The sequence below is a fragment of the Pseudoclavibacter sp. VKM Ac-2888 genome (assembly GCF_015351285.1).
GTDB lineage: Bacteria > Actinomycetota > Actinomycetes > Actinomycetales > Microbacteriaceae > Pseudoclavibacter.
This window is the reverse complement of record NZ_JADKSM010000001.1, coordinates 148,095-172,624: the sequence shown is the minus strand read 5'-3', so window position 1 is coordinate 172,624 and position 24,530 is coordinate 148,095. Positions and strand designations below refer to the sequence as shown.

At 70.5% G+C, this 24,530-nt stretch carries 21 protein-coding genes; 5 read left to right on the top strand and 16 right to left on the bottom strand.

The genetic code is table 11. The annotated features are described in order from the left end of the window. Positions 1-31: 31 nt before the first annotated feature. The 8 genes from ITJ61_RS00815 to ITJ61_RS00780 form a co-directional block, all read right to left on the bottom strand. Positions 32-1,063, bottom strand: coding sequence for a heme-dependent oxidative N-demethylase family protein (locus tag ITJ61_RS00815; RefSeq protein ID WP_104306478.1), 1,032 nt, complete (start codon positions 1,061-1,063; stop codon positions 32-34). Next, positions 1,060-2,022, bottom strand: coding sequence for a PDR/VanB family oxidoreductase (locus ITJ61_RS00810; protein WP_219819538.1), 963 nt, complete (start codon positions 2,020-2,022; stop codon positions 1,060-1,062). The genes ITJ61_RS00815 and ITJ61_RS00810 overlap by 4 nt, the downstream gene beginning before the upstream one ends. Beyond that, positions 2,019-2,732: a dimethylamine monooxygenase subunit DmmA family protein gene (locus tag ITJ61_RS00805; protein WP_194685209.1), complete on the bottom strand. Its 714-nt coding sequence runs from the start codon at positions 2,730-2,732 to the stop codon at positions 2,019-2,021. Before ITJ61_RS00805 ends, ITJ61_RS00810 begins: the two co-directional genes overlap by 4 nt. Positions 2,733-2,761: 29 nt before the next feature. Beyond that, a complete protein-coding gene (locus tag ITJ61_RS00800) occupies positions 2,762-3,163 on the bottom strand; it encodes a cupin domain-containing protein (RefSeq protein ID WP_104240990.1) in 402 nt (133 codons plus the stop codon). Between the two features lie 71 nt (positions 3,164-3,234). Then, positions 3,235-3,519 carry a biopolymer transporter Tol gene (locus ITJ61_RS00795; RefSeq protein ID WP_194686659.1) on the bottom strand — a complete coding sequence of 95 codons (285 nt, stop codon included), beginning with the start codon at positions 3,517-3,519 and terminating at the stop codon, positions 3,235-3,237. 191 nt (positions 3,520-3,710) lie between these two features. Then, on the bottom strand, positions 3,711-5,522 hold the full coding sequence (locus tag ITJ61_RS00790; RefSeq protein WP_323744272.1) for an ABC transporter ATP-binding protein: 1,812 nt from the start codon (positions 5,520-5,522) through the stop codon (positions 3,711-3,713). 65 nt (positions 5,523-5,587) lie between these two features. Further along, complete coding sequence (locus ITJ61_RS00785) at positions 5,588-6,916, bottom strand: enolase C-terminal domain-like protein (protein WP_104240989.1); 1,329 nt, start codon at positions 6,914-6,916, stop codon at positions 5,588-5,590. A gap of 161 nt (positions 6,917-7,077) precedes the next feature. Beyond that, on the bottom strand, positions 7,078-7,977 hold the full coding sequence (locus ITJ61_RS00780) for a LysR family transcriptional regulator (protein ID WP_104240988.1): 900 nt from the start codon (positions 7,975-7,977) through the stop codon (positions 7,078-7,080). 147 nt (positions 7,978-8,124) lie between these two features. Between ITJ61_RS00780 and ITJ61_RS00775 the strand changes: the two genes are divergently transcribed. The 3 genes from ITJ61_RS00775 (at position 8,125) to ITJ61_RS00765 (ending at position 11,584) form a co-directional block, all read left to right on the top strand. Further along, entirely contained in the window at positions 8,125-9,084 is a 960-nt protein-coding gene (locus ITJ61_RS00775; RefSeq protein ID WP_104240987.1) for a 5-dehydro-4-deoxyglucarate dehydratase, read from the top strand. A 98-nt stretch (positions 9,085-9,182) separates the two neighbouring features. Further along, positions 9,183-10,568 carry an enolase C-terminal domain-like protein gene (locus ITJ61_RS00770; protein WP_194685208.1) on the top strand — a complete coding sequence of 462 codons (1,386 nt, stop codon included), beginning with the start codon at positions 9,183-9,185 and terminating at the stop codon, positions 10,566-10,568. Positions 10,569-10,609: 41 nt separating this feature from the next. Next, positions 10,610-11,584: a 2-hydroxyacid dehydrogenase gene (locus ITJ61_RS00765; RefSeq protein WP_194685207.1), complete on the top strand. Its 975-nt coding sequence runs from the start codon at positions 10,610-10,612 to the stop codon at positions 11,582-11,584. 822 nt (positions 11,585-12,406) lie between these two features. Here the strand turns inward: ITJ61_RS00765 and ITJ61_RS00760 are convergent. The 4 genes from ITJ61_RS00760 to ITJ61_RS00745 all read right to left on the bottom strand — a co-directional run bounded on the left by ITJ61_RS00760 (position 12,407) and on the right by ITJ61_RS00745 (position 16,921). Then, positions 12,407-13,135: a sulfite exporter TauE/SafE family protein gene (locus ITJ61_RS00760; protein ID WP_194685206.1), complete on the bottom strand. Its 729-nt coding sequence runs from the start codon at positions 13,133-13,135 to the stop codon at positions 12,407-12,409. A gap of 70 nt (positions 13,136-13,205) precedes the next feature. Continuing rightward, entirely contained in the window at positions 13,206-14,246 is a 1,041-nt protein-coding gene (locus ITJ61_RS00755; protein WP_104240983.1) for an ABC transporter permease, read from the bottom strand. After that, positions 14,239-15,267 (bottom strand): ABC transporter permease, encoded by a 1,029-nt coding sequence (locus ITJ61_RS00750; protein ID WP_194685205.1) that lies wholly within the window; start codon positions 15,265-15,267, stop codon positions 14,239-14,241. Before ITJ61_RS00750 ends, ITJ61_RS00755 begins: the two co-directional genes overlap by 8 nt. Positions 15,268-15,301: 34 nt before the next feature. Continuing rightward, positions 15,302-16,921 (bottom strand): ABC transporter substrate-binding protein, encoded by a 1,620-nt coding sequence (locus ITJ61_RS00745; protein ID WP_104240981.1) that lies wholly within the window; start codon positions 16,919-16,921, stop codon positions 15,302-15,304. 276 nt (positions 16,922-17,197) lie between these two features. Here ITJ61_RS00745 and ITJ61_RS00740 point away from each other — a divergent pair, with 276 nt between their 5' ends. Beyond that, positions 17,198-18,223 (top strand): 2-hydroxyacid dehydrogenase, encoded by a 1,026-nt coding sequence (locus ITJ61_RS00740; RefSeq protein ID WP_194685204.1) that lies wholly within the window; start codon positions 17,198-17,200, stop codon positions 18,221-18,223. Between the two features lie 236 nt (positions 18,224-18,459). Here the strand turns inward: ITJ61_RS00740 and ITJ61_RS00735 are convergent, their stop codons facing one another. The 4 genes from ITJ61_RS00735 to ITJ61_RS00720 all read right to left on the bottom strand — a co-directional run bounded on the left by ITJ61_RS00735 (position 18,460) and on the right by ITJ61_RS00720 (position 23,455). Then, positions 18,460-20,040, bottom strand: coding sequence for an aldehyde dehydrogenase (NADP(+)) (locus ITJ61_RS00735; RefSeq protein ID WP_194685203.1), 1,581 nt, complete (start codon positions 20,038-20,040; stop codon positions 18,460-18,462). Positions 20,041-20,293: 253 nt separating this feature from the next. Continuing rightward, complete coding sequence (locus ITJ61_RS00730; protein WP_194685202.1) at positions 20,294-21,667, bottom strand: glucose-6-phosphate dehydrogenase; 1,374 nt, start codon at positions 21,665-21,667, stop codon at positions 20,294-20,296. 73 nt (positions 21,668-21,740) lie between these two features. Continuing rightward, entirely contained in the window at positions 21,741-22,712 is a 972-nt protein-coding gene (locus tag ITJ61_RS00725) for a DUF4166 domain-containing protein (RefSeq protein WP_194685201.1), read from the bottom strand. Between the two features lie 44 nt (positions 22,713-22,756). Next, a complete protein-coding gene (locus ITJ61_RS00720; RefSeq protein ID WP_194685200.1) occupies positions 22,757-23,455 on the bottom strand; it encodes a TetR/AcrR family transcriptional regulator in 699 nt (232 codons plus the stop codon). A 26-nt stretch (positions 23,456-23,481) separates the two neighbouring features. On the opposite strand from ITJ61_RS00720, the gene ITJ61_RS00715 reads away from it, so the two are divergent. After that, on the top strand, positions 23,482-24,495 hold the full coding sequence (locus ITJ61_RS00715; RefSeq protein WP_194685199.1) for an epimerase: 1,014 nt from the start codon (positions 23,482-23,484) through the stop codon (positions 24,493-24,495). Positions 24,496-24,530 lie beyond the last annotated feature (35 nt).

Here is a 24,530-nt window from a genome sequence, read left to right as displayed (position 1 = left end):
CCTGACCGGCGGCCAGCAGCCAGCAGAGCAGTTAGGCAGCCCCTGCGGCCTCGCCATCGCAGGCTCCGCCGAACTCCCGCAGCCAGCGGATGCCCACCTCGCGCGTGCGACTGACGCCCTTGTACTCGGCCATGTCCTCCGGGAGCTCCTCGAGCACATCCGCCGTCCGCACCGCCCACTCCGGCACCGTCGCGAGCGCCGCGAACGGCAGCAGGTAGCTGCGGATCAGGAACATGATGGCGTTCGACTCTGGCAGGCGGATGAGGTGCTGCACCTCGGTTCGAAGGTGGAGTCGCGTGCCGACGTCCGCGAGCGGCCCGTCGACGAGCGAGGTCCTGTCCGGCCCCCACTCGGGGTACGTCTCCGTCGACGTGTCCAGCTTCCCATCCACGGTCAGGGTCCAGTTCGTGCGCCGGTAGCTCTGTCCAGGCTCGAGCCGCATGAGAAACGCCTGGGCCCGAGGGATGACCCCCTCGTCGTGCACGCGAGGCACCGGCCCGTGGATCTCGAGGAACGACATACCTACGTCGAAGCCGAACGACCAGTCCGCGGCGAAGGTCACGAGCCCGGCGTCGGCCCAGAGCTCGTCGTCGCGCTGGTCGAGCAGCACGACGTCCTCCTGCATCTGCTGGCCGATGAACCCGAGGGGCCCCTCCGGCATCGAGGAGGACTCACCGACCGCGAAGCAGCGGTCGATGCCGAGGAGTCCGTTGTGCCAGTGCCAGCCCCCGCCCTCACGCGTGAGGCTCATGTGCTCGGGGTAGGCCTCGGAGAGCCGCTCCATGAGCACGAACATCGCATCCCACGCGGCGGGCACCATGTGCGGCAGGCACTGCAGCCGCGAGGGGTCGGCGCTGAGGATGCGGGCCCGCTCAGCGAGCTCGCCGCGGTAGGCATGGTCGATGTCGACCGGATGCTCGCCCCAGGAGCCGACCGGCGTCGCGCGGGGCACCGAGGCGGGCTCCACGTTCGTGCTGTACCGGTAGGTCTCCTTGGGGAACGGGAAGGGGAATCCGGCGACGGCGACCGAATGGTCGACCTCGCGGGCGGCGAATGCGGTCACAGTTCAAGCTCCAGGATCTCGCCTCTCGGGCGGGAGACGCACGGCATGAGGCAGTCGCCGCGGCCCTTCTCCTCTTCGGTGAGGAAGCTGTCGCGGTGCTCGATGCCGGCCATCTCCGCGCCGCGCGCCGGTCGGACGCCGACGCGACACTCACCGCAGACGCCCTGCCTGCAGAGGTTCGGCACCGGAACGTTCTCGGCGAGCAGGGCGTCGAGGAGCGTCGTGCCCGACTCGACGCGGATCGTCCGACCGAGGCCCAGGAGCCGCGCGTCGAACGCCTCGCCTGGCTCGAGCTCTGGAGCCGTGAAGGCCTCAGCGTGGATGCGCGCCGCGGGCCACCCGGCGGCGAGCGCCGCCCTGCGGACGGCGTCGATCATGGCCACCGGCCCGCACACGTAGAGGTGGGCACCGAGGGGCTGGTCGAGGAGCGCCTGGTCGAGGTGCTCGCTCAACGCGGTCCTGCTGCCGCACACGGTGAGACGCCCGCCGCTGAGGCGCTCGAGCTCCTCACGGTGCGCACCCCCGCCGTCGCCGAACGCGTAGACCACTTCGAACGAGCGACCCCACTCGGCCGCCGCCCTCGCATGGGACAGGATCGGCGTGACGCCGATGCCGCCGGCGACGAGCAGGTGATGCCGGGCGGACAGCACGGGCGGGAACGCACTCGAGGGCACGCTGACCGTGACGGGGTCGCCGATCCTGCGATCGTGCATCCACCGCGACCCGCCTCGCCCTCGGTCGTCGAGCCGCACAGAGACGGAGTAGTGGTCGGGGCGGCGACCGGGGCCGGTCAGCGAGTAGGAGTTGCGCGACCCGTCGCCGAGCTGCACCGCGATGCTGCTCCCCGGCGCGAACGACGGCAGCACGCGGCCCTCCGGATCCCGCAGCTCGATGGCGCGGACGCCGACGCAGAGCTCGCTGACACCGGCGACGACCATGTCGAGGACGGCGCCGCTCACGCGAGGGCCAGTTCTGAGCGCTCACGACTGACGGGGCGCCGACCCGCCGAGGAGTGCTCGGCAGGTTCCTGCTCGGCGGGCTCCTGCTCGGCACGGCCCTGCTCTGCGGCGGCGAAGTACCCCAGGTAGGAGCCCTGGCGACGCGAGTAGTGGTAGTACACGGTGAGTGCGATGCCGCATCCCCCGCAGGACACCAGCTCGGCCGGCGCGGCCTGCTGCGCCGAATCCGCCGGACTGCTCGCCTGCGCCGCCGTCGTGCGCGTCTTCGCGTGGCAGTGGCCGCAGTACACCGTGACCTGCGCGTCGCTCTGCCCGGGCGCCGCCAGCACGAACTCGATCTCCTCGTCGAGGACACCCGCCCCGTGCAGGATCGCCCGCAACGCACCGAGAGCGGCCTCGTCGCCGCCGACGCGGAATCGCCACCCGGTCCGGGCCCGCGCGAGCGCGGCGTCGATCCGTGCTCGGGATGCGTGCGAGGCCACGTCCCCGAGCTCGACGACGATGCCGGCGCCGGCCCCGTCGCGGGTACACGCCTCATCCGCCGTGTCGACGAGGAACGTGATGCAGCGGGCGCGAGCGTCCTCACCCAGGTCGGGGTCCACTTCCCGGCTGCTCCCCGAGGCCAGCAGCCGCCGCCAGCGAGCCGAGCTCGTCGCGGCCAGGCTCACCCCCGGGGCGACCTCGGTCTCGACCGCTGCAGCGCCTGCCACCGGTTCCACAACTGTCGCCTCCATCACGGTCAGGGCGCGACGGAGCGGTGGCCGACGTAGAACGCGAGCGCCGAATCCTCGGTGCTGAACAGGATGCGCGATCCCTTCGGGAAGAAGATCGCGTCCCGCGGGCCCGCGAACGAGACCTGCCCCGTGTCGACGTTCTCGAGGCGGAATGTGCCGGAGAGCACGACCTTCATCTCGTCGTAGTCGTAGAAGTAGTCGAGCGGCGCATCGGTGTGGTTCAACGCGAAGTAGCCGGCCGACATGGCGGATCCGTCGGGGTTCGAGTAGACGTCCGCGATGTAGCCATCGGTGCCCGGGTACTGCTCGAGCGGCATCCGGGGCAGCTCGGACCAGAAGTCCGGGGTCACCCGGAACGGCGGTACGGCGGTGGTCACGGCGTCGACGCTCAGGAATTCAGTGCTCATGAACCAAGTATCCAGTGAACACAGTTTCCCACGTGTAAACAGTGGTGGTCGATCGTGTGGCAGTCGAGACCTCAGGTGCCCGACTCGTCGAGGGCGTCGAGATCAGTGAGCGCCTCCCGAGCGCGCTGCAGACGCACCTCCTCCGGCTCATCCCACCAGCGCGGGCCGCGCTCCCCGAGCCCGTGCTTGGCAAGGCCGACCCTCGTCCGAGCCTCGGCCACCGCGGCATCGTCTCCGCGGCGCTTCGCAGCGCCGACCCCGGAACGGCCGCGCCCGAGATGCGACTTCAGGCGCTCCACCATGTCCACAGGCAGCGCCGGGTCGGTGCGCCGCCAGCGTCGACCCTTGACGACCAGCCACCGCTCGTCGTCCTGCGCAGCATCGTCGCCCCGCGCAGGGTCGCCGTCCTGCCCAGCGTTGCCCTCCTGCGCAGCATCGCCCTCCTGCGCAGCATCGCCGCCCTGTGCAGCGGCATCAGGCTGCTCAGCGCCACAGCCTCCGCGGCCCGCGTCTGCCTCATCTCCGTCGTCGCCCATGGGCGCCGAGCCTACGCGGCGTGCGAGCTCCCGTGCCCGGGGATGGCGTCGATGAGCTTGCGGGTGTACGGCTCCTGCGGCTTCATGAGGATGTCCCCGGTCTTCCCGAGCTCGACGAGCACCCCGTTCTTCATGACCGCGACCCGGTCGGAGATCTGCGCGACGACCGCGAGGTCGTGCGTGATGAACAGGTAGGTGAGGTCGTTCTCCTGCTGGAGCTCGGTGAGCAGGTCGAGGATCTGCGCCTGCACCGACACGTCGAGCGCCGAGACGGCCTCGTCGAGGACGATGAACTCCGGCTCGAGGGCGAGCGCCCGCGCGATCGCCACGCGCTGGCGCTGACCGCCGGAGAGCTCGTCGGGCCCGCGGTTGAGGAAGAGCTGCGGCAGCGCGACCTGGTCGAGGAGCTCTCGCACCCGCTTCGCGCGCGACTTCGAGTCGCCGAGCTTGAACGAGACAAGCGGTTCCGCGATGAGCTGCTCGATCGAGAAGCGCGGGTTGAGGGAGGCGTACGGGCTCTGGTAGACCATCTGGAACCTGCGGCGGAGCGCCCGCAGGCGCTCCCCCTCGAGGTCGGTGATGTCCTGGTCGTCGAAGACGATTCGGCCGGAGGTGGGCTTCTCGAGGCGCAGCACGAGCCGCGCGGTCGTGCTCTTGCCCGACCCGGACTCCCCGACCACCGCGAGCGTCTCGCCGCGGTGCAGGTCGAAGCTCATGTTGTCGACGGCCGTCAGGGTCTTCTTGCCGCCGCGCCCACCGGGCAGGGCGAACTCCTTCGTGAGGTTCTCGACCCGCAGGAGCGGCGAGCTGATGTCGGGAACGCCGGCACGCGCATCCGTTGCCTGCCCGCTCTTCGCCCCCGCGGCCGCTCCCGTCACCGCGCCTGCGGCCCTGCCCGTCGCCTTGTCCGTCACGAGCACGGTGCGCGCCTCGTGGCTGTGGAGGCTGGGCGCCGCGCGCAGAAGCTTCTTCGTGTAGTCGTGCTGCGGTCGGAGCATGACGTCGTCGGCGGTGCCCGTCTCGACGATCTCCCCCTTGCGCATGACGATGATGCGGTCGGCGCGGTCGGCGGCGACCCCGAGGTCGTGCGTGATCATGAGCACCGCGGTGCCCAGCTCCTGCACAAGAGAGTCGATGTGGTCGAGGATCTGCTTCTGCACCGTCACGTCGAGCGCACTCGTTGGCTCATCGGCAATGACCATCTCGGGCTGACCTGCGAGCGCCGTCGCGATGAGTGCGCGTTGCTTCATGCCGCCGGAGAACTCGTGCGGGTACTGCTGCGCGCGAGCGGCGGGCTCGGTGAGCCCCGCCATGTCGAGCAGGCGCACCGCCTCGGCGTGGGCGTCCTTCCGGCTCGCGAGTCCGTGGATGAGCAGCGGCTCCGCGACCTGCGCGCCGACCTTCGTCGTCGGGTTGAGCGACAGGGCCGGGTCCTGCGGGACGAGCCCGATGCGGCGACCGCGGATGCCGCGCCACTGCGCGTCGCTGAACCCCTGGATGGGCTCACCGTCGAACTTGATCTCGCCCGACGTCAAGGTCGCGTTGGGGGCGAGCAGGTTGATGAGCGCGTGCGCGACGGTGCTCTTGCCGGAGCCCGACTCCCCCACGACCGCGAGGACCTCCCCCGCGTACAGCTCGAAGGAGACACCCCGCACCGCGTCGACGGCTCGGCCGCCGATGCCGTAGGAGATGCAGAGGTCGCGCACGGAGAGGAGCATGGGCCTCCCGGCCTTGTCGTCGTTCGCCACCAGATCGGGCTGGGGAGCCTCGGCTCGCCCCGCCGCCTCGGCCAGTTCTTCGGCCTGGAGCTGCTGCTGCGTCATTCGCTGGTCCATTCTCACACCTCGTCGTGTTGGATTGGTTGCTCTGGGTGCTCGTGCGTCGCCCGCTAGGCGCGGACGAGCGCCGGCCGCTTCGGGTGGAATGCCCACTCGGGCATGAAGGTCTTCATCGCGAACGCATCGTCGCGCGCCGAGTTCTCGAGACCCAGGTAGAGCTCGTGCGCGCGGCGGACGGCGTCGTCGTCGAGCGTGACCCCGAGGCCGGGGGCCGTCGGCACGCGGATGACGCCGTCCTCGATCTTCGGGGCGGCCGTCGTGAGCTCCTCCCCGTCCTGCCAGATCCAATGCGTGTCGATGGCCGTCGGCGTTCCCGGCGCGGCGGCCGCGACGTGCGTGAACATGGCGAGGCTCACGTCGAAGTGGTTGTTGGAGTGGGAGCCCCAGGTGAGGCCGAGCTCGTCGCAGAGCTGCGCGACGCGCACGGAGCCGCTCATGGTCCAGAAATGCGGGTCGGCGAGCGGGATGTCGACGGCCTGCGAGCGGATGGCGTGGCCGAGCTCGCGCCAGTCGGTCGCGATCATGTTCGTGGCCGTCCGCATGCCCGTCGCACGGCGGAACTCGGCCATGACCTCACGGCCCGAGTAGCCGCTCTCGGCGCCGACCGGGTCCTCGGCGTAGGCGAGGACTCGCTTGAGGTCCGGGCCGAGGCGCAGGGCTTCCGCGAGCGGCCAGGAGCCGTTCGGGTCGAGCGTGATGCGGGCATCCGGGAACGCGGCGGCGAGGTCGGTGACGACCCCAGCCTCGACGGATGGCTCCAGCACGCCGCCCTTCAGCTTGAAGTCGCGGAACCCGTAGCGCTCCTGCGCCGCCGTCGCGAGCCGGACGACCCCGTCGCTGTCGAGCGCCGTCTCGCGCCGCACCCGACCCCACGCGTCGCTGTCGTCGTCGCCGCGCAGGTAGTCGAGGCCAGTGGCGTCGGGGTCGCCGACGAAGAAGAGGTAGCCGAGCACGTCGACCGTCTCGCGCTGCCTGCCCTCGCCCAGGAGGGACGAGATGGGGAGGCCGAGCTGCTGGCCGAGGAGGTCGAGCAGCGCGCACTCCCAGGCGGTGACGACGTGCACGGTGGTGCGAAGGTCGAACGTCTGCGCGCCGCGTCCCGCGCTGTCCTGCCAGGCGAATTCCTCGTTGATGCTGCGGAGGATCGCCCGGTAGTCGGCGACCGGCCTGCCGACGATGAGCTCCGCGGAGGCCACGAGCGTGGAGCGGATGCTCTCACCGCCCGGCACCTCGCCGATGCCGACGCGCCCGTCGCTGTCCGTGAGCTTCACGAGGTTGCGTGTGAAGAGGGGCGCGTGGGCTCCGCTGAGATTCAGCAGCATGCTGTCGTGGCCCGCCACGGGAATCACGTCCCACTTCTCTACCGTCACCTGGTTCATAGCTCCGCCTCCATCGCCGCGCTGACTGGTCACGCGTGGCGTTGGCCACGGTGCCGTATTGCCACTCTAAAGAGCAGCATCCATTCGATCGAGGGCGAATTCGGCATGATCGGATGCGCCTTCGGCATTGATCGCGAAAGCCCGCCCCTGGACCCGGCGCCTCACGCGTGGCGCTGCATGAGCTCGACGACCGCCTTCACGAGGGGGTTCTCGGAATCCTCGCGCCACGCGATATCGAGATGCACGCGGTTGTAGGGCTCGGAGCGGTCGCCGTCGGCGACCGGCCGGCAGATGACCCCATCCGGGGCGAGCTGCGTCGCCGACTCCGGAATGAGGGCCACGCCGATGCCGGCGTTCACGAGGGCGAGCAGCGCGGGAACCTGGCCCGCGTACTGCACGATGCGCGGGTGACTCGAGGAGGCGACGAACATGCTGAGCAGCAGGTCATGGAAGTAGCGCGCACCGCCCGGCGAGTACATGAGCAGCGCCTCGTCGTTGAGGTCGCTCAGGAAGATCGGTCCACTGAACTCCGCGAGCCTCGAACCCTTCGGGAGGGCGAGGACCAGACGCTCCGTCAGCACCGTCGTCGACTGCACGCCAGGCCGGTCGCGCATGGGACGCAGCAGGCCGATGTCGACCGTCCCGCGCTCGAGCTCATCCATCTGGTCGACGGTCACCGACTCCTGCAGGATGAGCTGGAGGCCCGGCAGTTCCTCAGCCGCCGCCCGAAGCAGCTTGGGGAGCACGCTGTGCGCGGCGACCGCCGTGTAGCCCACCGTGAGCGTGCCCGTCGCGCCCTCGCCGACCGCGCGGACGTCGGCGGCCGCCTTCGCTGAGAGGTCGATGAGCTTGCGAGCGCTCGGCAGCAGCGTGCGCCCCGCCTCCGTGAGCGCGACCCGGCGACTCGTGCGCACGAACAGCTGCGTGTCGAGCTCGCGCTCGAGCTGCTGGATCTGACGACTGATGGGCGGCTGCGTCATCCGGAGCCGCTCGGCGGCCGCCCCGAAGTGCAGTTCCTCGGCGACGGCGACGAAGCACTCAAGCTGGACCAGGGTAAACATCAATTCACTCCCAACATTGATTCATCCACACTTTAGTTTGTTTGCGCATCCATAAGACCATAGCGTCGCAGATAGCCGGGCAAACAACTCGGAACAGCCGCACCGTGCAACGACGCACCGCGGAGACACGCAACTAAGGAGATCGACGTGCTCGACAGAATCCTCTTCTTCCCGGTCACCCCCTTCACGGCTGACGATGCCGTCGATGTCGCAGCCCTCGCGCAGCACCTCGAGCAGGGCCTCGCCCACGAGCCCGGCGGCATCTTCATCGCCTGCGGCACCGGCGAATTCCACGCCCTGAGCCTCGACGAGTACACGACCGTCGTCGACACCGCCGTGAAGACCACCAAGAAGGCGACCCCCGTCTTCGCGGGAGCCGGCGGCACGGTCGCCGACGCCAAGGCGCAGGTGCGCAGTGCGGAAGCCGTCGGCGCCGACGGCATCCTCCTCCTCCCGCCCTACCTCGTCGCAGGCCCGAGCGAGGGGCTCGTCGCCTACGTCGAGGAGGTCGCCGGAGCCACGACGCTCCCCGTCATTGTCTACCACCGCAGCACGGCCCGCTTCGACGAGCACAGCGCCGTCACCGTCTCGCGCATCTCGAACGTCATCGGCCTCAAGGACGGCGTCGGCGACATCGACCTCATGTCGCGCATCGTGCGCTCCGTCACCGACGACGCCCAGTCGCGCGGCGAGGACTTCCTCTTCTTCAACGGCCTCCCCACGGCCGAGATCGCGCAGGAGGCCTACAAGGCCATCGGCGTGCCCCTCTACTCTTCCGCGTCCTTCGCGTTCGCCCCCGACATCGCCCTCGCGTTCTACGACGCGGTCGAGTCGGGCGACAAGGAGCGCCTCGCCGAGCTCAACCGCAGCTTCTACCACCCGCTCGTCCGCCTCCGGAACTCGGTTCCCGGGTACGCCGTCTCGCTCGTCAAGGAAGCCACCAAGCTGTCGGGCATCGACGCCGGCCACGTGCGCGCCCCCCTCATCGACGCCAAGCCGGAGCACGTCACCGAGCTGAAGCGACTCATCGACGACACGAGGGCACTCCTCGCGAAGCGCGCGGACTCCCCCACGGAGCAGGACCGCGTCGCAGCCACCGTCGCCTGACGCTGAGCTGAGGGCACCCGATTGTGCCGTCGGGCACAATCGGGTGCGCCCATCTGACCACCGACCGCGACGTTCAACGACGAACCGAGGGAGACGACATGACCGCGTCGAGCACAACCACGCAGACCGCAGCCGCTTCAGCAGCAGAGACCGGGCTCCCACAGCCCTTCGACCGGAGCCCCGGGAACGAGATCGCGAGCGTCACGATCACGCCGGTCGCCTTCAAGGACCCGCCGCTGCTGAACACGGTCGGCGTCCACGAGCCGTACGCGCTGCGCGCGATCGTGCAGGTCCGGACACGAGCCGGGCTCATGGGGCTCGGCGAGACCTACGGGGATGCACCCCACCTGCACCGCCTCTCCCTCGCCGCGGATGCCGTCGTGGGCGTGAACGTGTTCGACACCAACCGGCTGCGCTTCCAGGTGGCGGCGGCCCTCGTCGCCGACACCTCGCAGGGCGGGCACGGCATGAGCGGCATGGTCACCGGGTCGAGCACCGCCGACCGCGTCCTCTCCCCCTTCGACGTCGCCGCCCTCGACCTCCAGGGCAAGATCCTCGGAGTGCCCGTCAGCTCGCTCCTCGGGGGCGCTCTCCGGCCGGAGGTCGCCTTCAGCGGCTACTTGTTTTACAAGTGGGCCGGCCATCCCCCTGCTCCGAGTGGGTCCTACAAGTGGGCCGGCCATCCCGGCGCTGGCGACGACGAGTTCGGCGAAGCCCTCACCCCCGAGGGCATCGTCGAGCAGGCACGCCAGCTGGTGGACGGCTACGGCTTCACGGCCCTCAAGCTCAAGGGCGGCGTCTTCGAACCCGACCAGGAGATCGCCGCGATCCTCGCCCTCGCCGACGCCTTCCCAGACCTCGGGCTCCGACTCGACCCGAACGCCGCCTGGAGCGTCGACACTTCTCTGCGCGTCGCCAAGGCCCTCGAATCTTCGCTCGAGTACCTCGAGGACCCGACCCCGGGCCTCGCCGGCATGGCCGAGGTGCGCCGCGGCACGACGCTGCCGCTCGCCACCAACATGTGCGTCGTGAGCTTCGCCGACGTGAAGCCCGCCGTCGAGCAGGGCTCCATCGACATCGTGCTCTCCGACCACCACTTCTGGGGTGGGCTCACCCGCTCGCGCACCCTCGGCGGGCTCGCCGAGTCGCTCGACTGGGGCCTGTCCATGCACTCCAACTCGCACCTGGGCATCAGCCTCGCCGCCATGGTGCACCTCGCCTCCGCGACCCCATCGCTCAGCTACGCGTGCGACACCCACTGGCCGTGGAAGCAGGCAGACGAGGACGTCGTCACGCACGACCTCTCGTTCGTGAACGGCGCCGTCCGGGTGCCGACAGGCCCCGGCCTCGGCGTCGAGCTCGACGAGGACGGCCTCGCGAAGCTGCACGAGCAGTTCCTGGCGAGCGGCATCACGCAGCGCGACGACACCGGCTACATGCAGCGCTTCCAGCCCGACTACACCGTCGCCAGCCCACGCTGGTAGCCGCGAGCCCCGCCGCCCCTTCGAGAGAGCCGGAGACCGCCATGCGCATCCTCGTGACCGACCCGATCATCGCCCGCTTCGCGGAGCTCCTCGCCCGCACCGAGCGGGAGCACGAATGGAGCTTCGCGGCCGAGCTCGGCCCCGCGGAGCTGGAAAGCGCGCTCCGCGGGGCCGACATCGTCATCGCCTCCGTGCTCACCGCCCAGCAGGCGTCGTCGCTCCGACCCGACGCGCTCCTCCACGTCACCGGCGCGGGGGCCGACCGCGTGAGCGTCGACGCCCTGCCACCGGGGGTGACCATCTGCAACACCGGCCATCACGGCGCGGCCATCGCCGAGCACGTCGTCATGACGGCGCTCATGCTGCGCCGGCGCGCCCTGCAGGCGGATGCGCAGATGCGCGCGGGCGAGTGGCGCACCATCGGCAACGACGCGAGCGTCCCCTTCCACCCGATGCTGCGCGGAACCACCCTCGGGCTCCTCGGGGTCGGCGAGATCGGCACCGAGGTGGGTCGCCTCGCGCAGGCCCTCGGCATGCGCCTCATCGCGCTCCGGCAGCGGCCGGATGCTCCCCGCCCCGACGGGCTCGACCTCGCGGAGGTCTTCGGGCCAGACCGGCTGCTCGACTTCGTGGCGGCGTCCGACGTGCTCGTCGTCTCCATCCCCCTCTCGGAGCGCACACGCGGCACGATCGGCGCCGCCGAGCTCGCCGCCGCGAAGCCCGAGCTGGTGCTCATCAACGTCGCGCGCGGCGGGGTCGTCGACGAAGACGCCCTCTTCGACGCGCTCGCCGAGGGACGCATCGCCGGCGCCGGCATCGACGTGTGGTGGGGAGCTCCGGATGCGGACGGCCACGCTCCCGCGTCGGTCGAGCGCTTCTCGCCCCTCGCCAACACCGTGCTCACGCCTCACCACTCCGGCCACGCCCGCCAGGTCTTCGAGCTGCGGGCCGCCGACATCGCGCGCAACATCGACCTGCGCGCGGCCGGCCTGCCCCTGGAGCGCGTCATCCGCTAGCCCCATTCCCTGCCCCCTGCCACTGCCCCTCCCCTGCCGCAGGCTCACGGGGAGATGGTGTCGCGGATGCTGCGGGGCGTGCGCGTCCGCCCGGTCGCCCAGACCTGTGGATTCAGCATCCACGCGCAGCGCAACGCGTGCGCAACCCCCAGGTCTGCACAGCACGCCCCCGCGCCCCCACAAACCTGGGACTTCAGCACCCACGCGCAGCCCAACACGTGCGCAACCCCCAGGTCTGCACAGCACACCCCCGCGCCCCCACAAACCTGGGACTTCAGCACCCACGCGCAGCGCCACGCGTGCGCAACTCCCAGGTCTGCACGGCGCGCCCCCGCGCCCCCACAAACCTGGGACTTCAGCACCCACGCCCGGCCCAACACGTGCGCAACCCCCAGGTCTGCACAGCACACCCCCGCGACCCCACAAACCTGGGACTTCAGCACCCACACCCGGCCCAACACGTGCGCAACCCCCAGGTCTGCACGGCACCCCCGCGCCCCCACAAACCTGGGACTTCAGCACCCACGCCCGGCCCAACAGGTGCGCTACTCCAAGGTCTGCACAGCACGCCCGGCCCAACACGTGCGCAACCCCAATGTCTGCACAGCACACCCCCGCGCCCCCACAGACCTGGGACTTCAGCACCCACGCCCGGCCCAGCAGGTGCGCAACCCCAGAGTCTGCACAGCATGCCCGGCACCACTCCAGACCTGGGGGGGGTTCGACGTCAACGGCTGCCCTGCAGAATGCGCGAACCCTAGGTCTGCGCCGCAAGGGAGCGGACACAGAAGCAGACACCGGCGCAGGCGCGAGTGCGAGCGCTCAGGCGAGCAACTGCATGAGCTGCGTCGCCACGAGGAGCACGCAGCCGAGGAGGGACGCGCCGAGCGCGAGCCGCTTCGTGCGCGTCTTGTCGAGATGCGGGGTGATGAACCTGCTCGCGACGAAGCCGAGCAGCACGACGGGGATCATCCACACGACGACGAGCCACGTCTGCGGGGCGACCGCGCCGAAGGCGAGCAGCAGGCCGAACGAGATGATCGACCCGACGAGCAGGAACGCCGACAGCGTGCCGCGCAGACGAGCCGAGTCCGAGCCCTGCCAGATGATCGCCATGGGAGCCCCGCCGATGGAGGTGGTGGTGCCCATGACGCCGGATGCGGCACCCGCCACGATCTGCGACCACCTGGTGACCTTCGGGGCCCATCCGCGCAGCGAGAACACGACACCGGTGACGACGGTCGCGACCACCACCCACGAGAGGACGGCGGGTGCCATGACAGTGACGAGCAGCGCCCCCGCGACGCTGCCGGGAACGCGGCCGACGAGGGCCCAGCCCGCGCCCCGCAGGTCGAGCGAGTCCTTCTCGGCGACCGTCACGATCGAGGTGAGGAGGATCGACATGATGATGACGGTCGCCGGCAGGAGGGCCGGGTCGATGAGCGCGATGAACGGGGCCGCGAGCATCCCCATCCCGAAGCCGATGCCGGCCTGCAGGCAGGAGGCGGCGAGGAAGATGACGACGAGCGCAACCCACTCGGCCGGAGTCATCGTGCGACTCCGGCCGAGTGGGTGACTGCGGCGCCAACCGCAGGCTCAGACTGCAGATCCTGGATGAGGTTCACACCTCGCCGGCGGGCTCGCGCGTGGGGAGCGCCGGGCGGAGCTTCACCTTGGTGGCCTTCTGCATGAGGCGCCACTTCTGGTTCGGGTCGGTCGCGATGCGCAGCCAGGAGGCCAGCACGTTCGCGGCGACGGCCGTGATGACGATCGCGAGGCCGGGAAGCACCGAGAGCCACCACGCCTGCTGCAGGTACTGGCGTCCCTGCGCCACCATGAGGCCCCAGCTGACGTCTGGCGATTGCACGCCGATGCCGAGGAAGCTCAGCGACGACTCCGCGAGCATGACGTAGCAGAACTCGAGCGTCGCGAGCGTGACGAGGGTCGGCACGACGTTCGGCACGATGTGGCGGAAGATGATGCTCCGCGGCTTGGTCCCGAAGTTGGTCGCCGCATCCACGAACATGCGCGAACGCAGTTCAGCGGCCTCGGCCCGCGCGGTACGCAGGTAGATCGGGATGCGGGTCAGCGCAAGCACCGCCACGATGTTCGCGAGGCTCGGGTTGAAGACGTACAGGATGACGACGGCGAGCAGCAGCGACGGGAAGCTCATGATGATGTCGGCGATGCGCATCGACACCGACTCGCGCCAGCCCCGGAAGTAGCCGGCCCAGACACCCCAGATGGAGCCGATGATGAGTGCCACGAGCACGGCGGGCACCGCGACGCCGAGCGTCGTCCCCGTCGCGATGACGAGGCGCGCCAGCATGCTGCGGCCGAGCGAGTCGCTGCCGAGGATGAACGCCCAGCCGTTGTCGAGGCTGAACGGGGCCAGGTTGATCGCCGTGAGGTCCTGCTTCGACGCGAGCTCGCCCACCATGAGCGGGCCGAAGACCGCCACGACGGCCACGACGGCGAGGACGGCGGCCGCGACCGTCGCGACCTTGTCCTTGAGCAGCAGCGTGAACATGGAGGGCCGCTCGGCGACGTTCCGCTCGCGCTTCTCCTTCTGCAGGAGCACGTTCGTCGTCGCGGGGGGCTGCTGCGGGGCGGCTCCCGTGCTCGGGCCGCCCGAGATCGGTGGGTTCTGGGGGTCAGACATGCGCCTTGCCCTTCTCTGCGTTGCTGCCGGAGGTGCGAGCGGCAGCTCCGGCCGCGTCCCGCTTGTCGTCCTTGTTCGTCGAGCGGATGCGCGACTGCTTCGCGGCGGGCCTGACCCGCGGGTCGAGGAGCGCGTAGCCGAGGTCGATGAGGATGTTGAGGATGAAGATCGACAGGGCCGTGATGAGCACGGCGGCCTGCAGCACGGCGAAGTCGCGTTGCAGGATCGAGTCGATCATGAGCTTCCCGATGCCGGGCCAGCCGAAGATCGTCTCGACGACGACCGCGCCGTTGATGAGGCCGACCGTGAGGTCACCCGCCACCGTCAGAGCTGGGGCCGCCGCGTTGCGCAGCGCGTGCTTGAACACGACCCGGAGCTGGCCTGCGCCCTTGCTGCGGGCCACCTTGATGAACGGCTGCCCGAGCACGCTCACCATGGAGCCGCGGACGATCTGCGTGAGCACACCGACGGGCCTCAGCATGAGCGTCGCTATGGGGAGGATCCAGGAGAGCCCGCCGCTGTCGACGCCCGAGGTGGGCAGCCAGCCGAGCGTGATCGCGAAGATCCAGATGCCCATGATGGCCAGCCAGAAGTCCGGAACGCTGGCGGCGGCCATCGAGAAGAAGCTCGCGATGCGGTCGGCGACGCCGTTGGGCTTGAGCGCCGCCCAGCTGCCGATGATGACGGCGAGGACCACGGTGAGGAGCATCGTGACGCCGGCCAGCTGCAGCGTGGCCGGGAAGGCCCGCAGCACCATGGCTGCTGCGGGCTCTCCCGTTCGGAGGGACTCGCCGAAGTCGAAGCGCAGCACCCCGGAGAAGTAGTTGACGATCTGCATCCACAGCGGCTGGTCGAGCCCGTTGCGGACCGCGAAGTCCTCTTTCATCTGCTCCGTCGCGTTGAGCGGCAGGTACAGGCTCGCCGGGTTTCCGGTGAGGCGAGCCAGGATGAACACGCCGAGGACGACGGCCACGAGCGGCAGCAGGCTGGAGACGATTCTGGTTCTGAGATAGGTCCACATGAGCGGCTGCTTTCTCCGGGGTGGCGGGCGGCCGTCAGGCCGCTGGCTTCACCTCGGCGATGCGCAGCTCGTCGCCGCTCGCCGAGTTCGGCTCGTAGGTGATGCCAGACGCGATGCCGAGCAGGCCCGTCTGGTGCGCGATGTGCGCGAACTGCACGATCTCCTCGTTCTGGTCGGCGAAGATCTGCTCGTACGCCGTCTGTCGCTCGTCGCCGGAGGTCTTCGCCGCAGCGTCGAGCTTCTGGTCGAACTCGGGGGTGCCGAACGTCGACTGGGCTCCCGTGGAGCTCATGTACTGGTCGACCGTGAACTGGGCGTCACCGGCCTGGTTGCCGTGCTGCACGAGCAGCGCGATGGGGCCCTCGTTCGTGACGAACGGGCGCAGCTGGTACTGCAGGTGCTGCGTCGTGTCGACCATGCGGAGCTCGACGTTCAGGCCCGCCTGGGTGAGCTGCTCCTGCAGGACCTGCGAGAGCTCGTTGACCTTCGGGAACTGCGCCGTCCGCGTCACGAGGGTGATCTTCGTGTCCACGGGCACGCCGTCGGCCTTGGCCTCGGCGACGAGCGCCTTCGCCTTGTCGAGGTCGAACGCCCACGGCTCGAGCGAGTCGTTGTGTCCGACGACACCTTCGGGGATCAGCTGCGAGGCGACGACGTCGCCGTTCGGGTAGAGGGAGGAGATAATGCCCTCCTTGTCGACGGCGAAGTTGATCGCCTGACGGACGCGGATGTCATCCAGCGGCGCGATGTCGCCCGAGAAGCGGAGCGCGATCGTCTCGTTGTTCGGGTAGCTGACGCCGTTCTCGCCGATGCCGTCATCCGGGCTGAGGCCCATCGCGATGTCGGCCTCGCCGCCCGTGATCATGGCGGCACGGACCGTGCCCTCGCCGCGCCACTGGTAGTCGACCTGCGGGTAGGCGGGGGCGTCGCCCCAGTAGCCGTCGTAGGCGTTCAGCGTGAGCTTCGTTCCCACGTCCCACTGCCCGATCTGGTAGGGGCCGGTGCCGATGGGCTCGCGCACCTTGTCGGTGGTGCTCGTCGTGGTCGGGACGATCTCGATGAAGGACAGCTTCAGAGGGAGGATGGGGTCGGCCTCGGGCGTCGTGACGGTGAGCGTCGTCGCGTCGACCGCGTTCACCTCGAGGTCGGTCTCGCCGAAGACGTAGCCCTCGACGTTGCAGCCGAGGTCGCTGTTCACGGCACGGTCGATCGAGAAGGCCGCAGCCTCGGCGTCGAAGGGGGTGCCGTCCTGGAACGTGACGTCGTCACGCAGCGTGAAGGTCCACTCGGTGTCGCTCGTCTGCTCCCATTCGGTCGCGAGCAGCGGGTCGAGGTCGCCCGTCGTGGGGTTGCGCTCGATGAGCGGCTCCGTGATGTTCGAGCGCACGACGACGCCCGTCGAGGTGAGGTTCGCCTCGCAGGGCTCGAGCGTCGGCGGCTCCTGCTGGAGGACGACCCGGAGCGCACCGGCCGCTCCGCCGCCAGTGCCGCCCGCTGCGCCGTCCGAGTTGGCGACGGCGCAGCTCGTGAGCAGCAGCGCGGCGGCCCCGACGGCGACGGCCTTGGTGACGGATGCGATGGGACGGCGCGCGCGTGACGGGCGGTGAGCTGGGGATCGCCCGATGGTCGGGGACGGTTCGTGTGAAGAAGACATCGTTGTTCCTCCGGTGTTGTGAACTCGAGAGCCTTGCCCTGAGTCAGTGGTTCTCCTCGTTGAGACGCCTTCAGCTTGTGTCCGCCGATTCGGCGGCGTCAACAGAGCTGAGCGAGGGAGCCGCGGGGGACGGCGGGAGGCGCGGGGCCGGACTCAACACTAGCGACCCGCGTTCCCTTGCGATTACTGGCAACACACGCATCAATGCTCCGAGGGAATCAATCTATGCAAAGTGCATCTTGGACCAGCATCGGTCGTGCGTCCTACGATCCAGACATGGAAACCCCTCTCGCGTCGACCCCAGCCACCGCTCCCAACGGCTCGCCGGACACCACGCCCGTGTCCCCCTCGCCCGGCACTGCGGCCACCGTGCTGCGCGTCGGACCGCTCATGCCGCAGCTGGAGAAGGAGCTCATCGCCGAGTTCGACGCTCCACGCATCTCGGCCGTCGCCGACGAGCTGACACCGGAGCGCGAGCAGGAGCTCACGCAGGTGCGCGTCGTCGTCACGGGCGGACGCTTCGGCGTGTCCGCAGCGCTCATGGACCGCCTCCCCGCCCTCGAGGCGATCGTGAACTTCGGGGTCGGCTACGACACGACCGACACCGTCGCAGCCCGCGAGCGCGGCATCGCGCTCAGCAACACCCCCGACGTCCTGAACGACTGCGTCGCCGACACCGCCCTCTCGCTCCTGCTCGACGTGTACCGGGGCATCAGCGCCTCCGACCGCTACGTTCGAGCCGGCTCCTGGGCCTCGGGCAACTTCCCGCTCACGACCAGATTCACGGGAACCAGAGTCGGCATCGTCGGCCTCGGGCGGATCGGCTCCGCCATCGCGCAGCGTCTGCAGGGCTTCGACTGCCGCATCAGCTACCACAACCGCCGCGAGATCCCGGGCTCCCCGTTCCCGTACGTCGACTCGCTCGTCGAGCTCGCACGCCGCAGCGACGCCCTGGTCGTGGCCGCGGCGGGAGGGCCGGACTCGCAGAAGCTCATCTCCGCAGAGGTCCTCGAGGCGCTCGGCCCGGACGGGGTGCTCGTGAACATATCCCGGGGGTCCGTCGTCGACGAGGACGCGCTCGTGGCCGCCCTGACGGCCGGCACGATCCGCGGAGCCGGCCTCGACGTGTTCGCGGACGAGCCGAACGTGCCAGAGGAGCTCCTCGACCTCGACAACGTCGTCCTGCTCCCCCACCTCGGCAGCGGGACCGTCGAGACCCGAGCGGACATGCGGCAGCTCGTCCTCGACAACCTCTCGTCCTGGCTCGAGAACGGCACCCTGTTCACCCCCGTGAAGCTCTGAGCAGGCCAGCGCAGCGCTGAGCGCGCCGGTTGACTGCTCAGCGCACCTGACCACACGAGGAAGACCTCACCCCCGGTTCGGGTGAGGTCTTCCTCGTGTCACGGGCTTTCGACGGGGGGGGCGGAACCGGTGGCGCCGTCGGGCTACCGGTGGCGACACCCAACCCCGGTGTCGACTCAGCGCCACCGGTGTCGACTCAGCGCCACCAGCGGCGACTCAGCACGACTGGCGGTGGCTCAGTACTGGGCGGGCAGCTGGATGCGCCCCTCGACCAGGCGAGGAACGCCCCACTCGTTGGCGTCGCGCAGCGCCTCAGGCAGGAGAGCGTCTGGCACGTCCTGGTAGGCAACGGGGCGCAGGAACCGTTCGATGGCGAGCGCCCCGACCGACGTCGAGCGCGCATCCGAGGTCGCCGGGTACGGCCCGCCGTGCACCATCGAGTAGCCGACCTCGACACCGGTGGGCCAGCCGTTGAAGAGGATGCGACCCACCTTGCGCTCGAGCACGGGCAGGAGGGCTCGGGCCTCGTCGGCGTCGGCGTCGGCCGCGAGGACCGTCGCCGTCAGCTGCCCCTCGAGCTGCTCCGCGAACTCGCGCAGCTGCTCGGTGCCGTCGTAGCGCAGGACAAGCCCGGCGGCGCCGAAGATCTCGCCCTCGAGCGCTTCGCCGAAGGCCTCGACGGCATCGCTGAACACGATCGGCGCCGGGGCGTTCGCCGCAGTGTCGGCCTGCCCACGCGCGACGACCGTCGCACCGGAGGCCTCGCGTTCGGCGACCCCTTCACGGTAGGCGTCGCCGATGCCGGACGTGAGCATGGTCTGGCCGTTCGCCGCGGCGATGCGAGTGCCCACCTCGGCGAGGAAGGCGTCTCCTGACTCACCGCTCGGCACGAGGACGACCCCGGGGTTGGTGCAGAACTGGCCGGAGCCCAGCGTGAGCGAGCCGACGTAGTCGGCTGCGACCTTCGCTGGGTCGGCGGCGAGCGCCGCCGACAGGACGAACACGGGGTTGACGCTGCTCATCTCGGCGTAGACCGGAATCGGCTCCGCTCGCTGCTGGGCGACGCGCACGAGGGCGAGCCCGCCGGAACGTGAGCCGGTGAAGCCCACCGCCTTGATGCGCGGGTCGGCCACGAGGCCCTGCCCGATGACCCGCCCGGAGCCGTACAGCTGCGAGAAGACGCCGCTCGGCAGGCCGGAGGCCTCGACGGCGCGCGCGATCGCGTGGCCGACGAGCGCCGCCGTGCCCAGGTGGCCGCTGTGCGCCTTCACCACGACGGGACTGCCCGACGCGAGCGCGGAGGCCGTATCGCCGCCCGCCGTCGAGAACGCGAGCGGGAAGTTGCTCGCGCCGAAGACGGCGACGGGGCCGAGCGGAATCTTCCGCTGGCGGATGTCGGCGCGCGGGAGGGGCTCCCTGTCCGGCAGCGCCTCGTCGACGCGGGCCCCCTGCCAGCTGCCCTCGGCCACGACCCTGGCGAAGAGGCGCAGCTGCCCGGTCGTGCGCCCGACCTCGCCGGTCAGCCGCGCGACCGGGAGCCCGGTCTCCTCGTGGGCGCGGGCGATGATCTCGTCCTTGTCGGCCTCGATCTCCGCCGCGATCCGCTCCAGGAAGGCCGCCCGATCAGCCGGTGACGTCGAGCGGTACTCGTCGAACGCCTCGTGCGCCGCCTGAACGGCGGCCTCGAGCTCCTCGCTCGTGTTGCTGCGGAAGGTCGGCGCGAGCACCGCCCCGTCCGCGGCGCGACGAGCAACGAGCTCGTCGCCGCCCCCGAGTTCGCTGCTTCCGGCGATGAGCGAATGTGGTGCCAGCGTCATTGCGTGCCTTTCTTCGTGCGTTGGAGTGAGCCTCGCGCGTTGGAGCGAGGCCCGTGCGTTGGAGCGAGCCTCATGCGTTGGAGCGAGCCTCGCGCTGTGGTGAGTCCTCCTTCGAGGCTATGGCCGACCACCGACAGTGGCGCTTCAGAATCTGCATGACCCGATGCCGATTCGACATGCACGCAGCACGCGCCTCCCTCCTCTCACGGGGCAGGTCCTTTCCTGGCGCGGGGCGGGTTCGGGCGTGAACCGCTCAGCGGCCGCCCTCGTCCTCGCCCTCGTCCTCGTTCCCGACTTCCCCCGCCGAGCCGGCCTCGTACTCCCCCAGGTCGCCCGCGTCCCGGTCCCACGCGTCGAGCACGGGACCCACGATGCGCCAGAGCTCCTCGGCGACATCCCCACGCACGGAGAGCAGCGTGCTGCCGCCGAGCATGCCCGCGATCACCCTCGCGTAGGGGTCAGCGCTGTTGTCGTCGGCGGGGGCGTCGAGCGGGATGCGCGTCGGCTCCGCTCCCGGATCCGCGGGCGTCAGGACGATCTCCTGCCTCGCAGCCCCGATGGCCTTCCCGGAGCGCAGAAGGAACGGGATGCCCCGCCACCTCGGCGTCTCGACCCGCAGCGTGATCTCCGCGAGCGTCTCGGTGCCGCGCTCGGGTTCCACGTCCTCTTCGTCGACGTACGCCGGGAGGTGCTTGCCGCCGACTTCACCCGCCGTGTAGCGCGCCCGGCGTGCAGAGACCGGCTCGTCGTCCCACACGCCCACGTTGCGGAGCACGTCGATCATGGCGTCGTCGAGCGTGCCGGCCGGCTCGCCGTCGTGCGCCGCATCGCGCGCGCTCTCCTGGTCGCCCGGCCGTTCCATGGCCGTGAGCGCGAGCATGAGCATGAGGTGGCTCTGCAGCATGTCGCGCAGCGCTCCGGTCTGGTCGTAGAAGGCGCCGCGTCCCTCGATGCCGAGCTCCTCCTCGAAGACGATCTCGACCCGCCCGAGGGTGCCGCCCTCGCTCGCCTCGACGAGGGGGACGCCGCTCGCGTCGACGACCTCGCGTGAGCGCATCAGCTCGACGGCGGCCGGCGTGCCCAGGAAGTGGTCGATGCGCCACAGTCGCTCGTCGGGCACGACCTTGGCGAGGGCCTCGTTGAGTTCTCGTGCATCGGCCTCGCTTTCACCGAAGGGCTTCTCGATCGCGATCCGCAGCTCTCCCGGCAGCTCGAGCTCGGCAAGCGCCGCAGCGACCTTCTTGCCCATGGCGGGCGGCAGGGCGATGTAGAGCAGCGGCGCGGTCGGGCACGCATCGAGCAGCTCCCGCAGCTCCTCGGGCGACGATGCGTCGGTCGCCACGAACTCGGACCTCGCCACGAGCCCATCGATGGTCGCGGCGGACACGCTGGCGGCCTCGAGGCTGCGGCGGACGACGCCCCGCCACTCGTCGCGGGACTGCGGCGTGCGGGCCGCCCCGATGAGGTGCACCTCGACCTCAGGGCTCGCGTCGACGACCTTCGCGATGCCGGGCAGCAGCAGGCGCTCCGTCAGGTCGCCGCCCGCGCCGAGGATGGCGATCGTGCGTCTGACCGGGCCGCCGATGGCGATCTCCGGAATCTCGGGCGTCTCGGTGCTCGTGTCCATGCGGCCTCGCAATGCTGGTCTTGGGATGCTGGTCTCGGGATGCTGGTCCTGGTGGGCTCGTTCCGGCGCGAGACTACGCGCTCGTGCCCGGGAATCCTCCGGAGTCGACCGACCTCGACGGCTGCTCCGGTTTCGGCAACGGCTCCGGCTCTGGCTCCGGGGCTGAGACCGACAACGGCACCGGCCCCGGGGCAAGCACCGGCACGATGCCGTACTCGAACTCGCCGAGGTAGCGGAACACGTCCCCGAGCACCGGCGCCCGCAGGCGCACGTCGACGCACTGGCGCCCGTCGCCGTCCGGATGCGCGCGCTCGTCGAGCGTCATGGTCACGATGCGCGGCAGCGGGATGCGCAGGTGCCGGATGGGTGACGCGGCGTCCGCCCCGGGCACTCCGCGCACCCCGTGAACCCGGCGCACCCCGCGCACCCCGCGCGTCGGCAGGTGCGGCACGCGGAGCCGGAGCGCGAGCCTCGTCGATCGCATCCGCAGACCGCCATCTTCGACGGACAGCTCGAGCTCGACCTCGAGCCCCCGACGCCTGCCGAGCCGGTCGACGAGGCGCGGCCGCGCTCCCGGGCTGCGGATGACGCTCATGGTGTCCTCCATCACGCGGGTCACGTGGGAGAACTCGAACTCCCGTCGCGCGGAGAGCGCCCCGGGCCCATCCGGCCGGTTGACGACGGTGAACGGCACGTCGCGGCCGCGCTCGGGGAAGAGGATGTGACGCCACGCGAACCAGGCGAGCACCGGGCGCAGCAGCCGGTAGCGGGAACCGGCCCAGGCGTAGACGCCTCGCCCGCGGCCCTCATGCCCGGCCGGGATCGGCCCGAAGTAGCGCTGGAGCTGGGCGTCGAGGCGCGCGAAGTCGTCACCGAGCACCGCCTCGGAGACGGACAGCGGCCCCACAGACCGCGACCCCACAGACCGCGGCTCGTCGCCAGGCCCGTCGCCAGGCCCGAAGCCAGGCCCGACGCCAGGCCCGTCGCCGGCCCCGACGCCGGGCTCGGGCTCGGGCTCGACCCTGGGTACGCCAGCGCAGTCCATCTCGCACTTCATCCCACGCTCCGCCGCACCCTCTCCCCCGACCATCAGGCCCTCACATCGGAGGCCAGCGCGAGGAGCTCGCGCAGCGGGGCCCGCACGACGGGGATCCGCGTGAGCGGCAGCGTCATCCGCAGCAGGTTGAGCGCGCGGTCCAGAATGCGGCTCGTGCGCTCGCGCCCGGGCGAGGAGTCGTAGACCCAGAGCAGCGCGAGCAGCAGGTGGCTCAGCACGAGCGCTTGCGGCAGGCCAGCCCTGAACTCGTCGGGAAGCGGCGACTTCGCCCCCTCGACGGCACTCTCGAAGAGCCCCCGTATCACCGCGAGCGCCGGCGCCGATTCCTCGGAGAGCGGGTTGATGGGCGAGCGCGGCGACACCGAGGCCGCGAGGAACTCCGGGGCGTGCGAATGGTAGGGCTCGAGCTGCTCGAGTCCGGTGCGGTAGACGACGGCGAGGCGATCGACGAGGTCGCGCACACCGTCGAGCTGTGGTTCTGCTGCGTCGGCGTGCCCGAGCTGGACGTCGAGGTACAGCTCCTGCACGAGGTGGTTCTTGGTGGCGAAGTGGTAGTTGGTGGTGCCGACCGACACCCCGGCCTCGTCGGCGATGCGCCGCACCGTCGTGGCGTCGTACCCGCGCTCGCGGAAGGACCGGAGTGCGATGTCGCGAATGAGGGCGCGGGTCCGCTCGCGCTTCGTGGGTGCCGCTCCCGGTTCGATCATCTCGCCGCTCTTAGAACTGAACATGTTCAGAAAGTACTACACTCGGCCACATGGAACCGAAGAACCACGCCGAGCAGTCCCCCGCCACCAGCCGACGCCGCGTCGTCATCGCCGGGGCAAGCGGGTTCGTGGGCCGAGCCCTCGCCGCCGATTTCGAGCGCGACGGCTGGGAGATCACGCGCATCGGCAGACACGAGTCGGTGCGCTGGGGCGACCCCGCGGCGATCCAGCGGGCCATCGACGGCGCCGAGGTGCTCATCAACCTCGCCGGCAAGTCCGTGAACTGCCGCTACACCGACGCCAACAGGAACGAGATCCTGCGCTCGCGGGTCGAGACGACGAGCGCACTGCGGGTCGCCGTCGAGACCGCGGCCGCCCCTCCGCGCGTCTGGTTCAACGCGTCGACGGCCACCATCTACCGCCATGCCACCGACCGGCCGAACACGGAGTCGACGGGCGAGCTGGGGCAGGGCTTCTCCGTCGACGTCGCCCGCAGCTGGGAGCACGCGTTCTTCGAGGGCGAGCTGCCCGGCACCCGTCGGGTCGCGCTCCGCATGGCGATCGTGCTCGGCGACGGCCCCGCCGCGAGCAAGCTCTTCACGCTTGCCCGCATCGGCCTCGGCGGGCCCAACATCGACGGCTGGGCGCCGAACCACCGTCGCTACCGGGGCATCGGCAGCGCGCCGAGCGGCGACGGACGCGCCCCGCAGTACCGCACGAGAGGCCGCCAGAAGTTCAGCTGGGTGCATGTCGACGATGTCGTCGGGGCCGTCCGCTTCCTCCTCGACCGAGCGGAGCTCGACGGCGTCGTGAACGTGTCCAGCCCGAACCCGAGCGACAACCGCACCCTCATGGCGGGCATCCGCCGCGCCGTGCGGGCCCCCTTCGGCATGCCGTCCTGGCGGTGGATGCTCGAGCCCGCGATGGCCGTGCTGCGCACCGAGCCCGAGCTCATCCTGAAGAGCCGGTGGGTGCTGCCGGAGCGCCTCACGGAGGCCGGCTACCACTTTGTGCACCCCGAACTCAACCCCACGCTGCGGCAGGTCGCCCGGGAGCTAGGCTGAGCCGCACCCCCACCCCCACCCACCTCGGCAGGTTC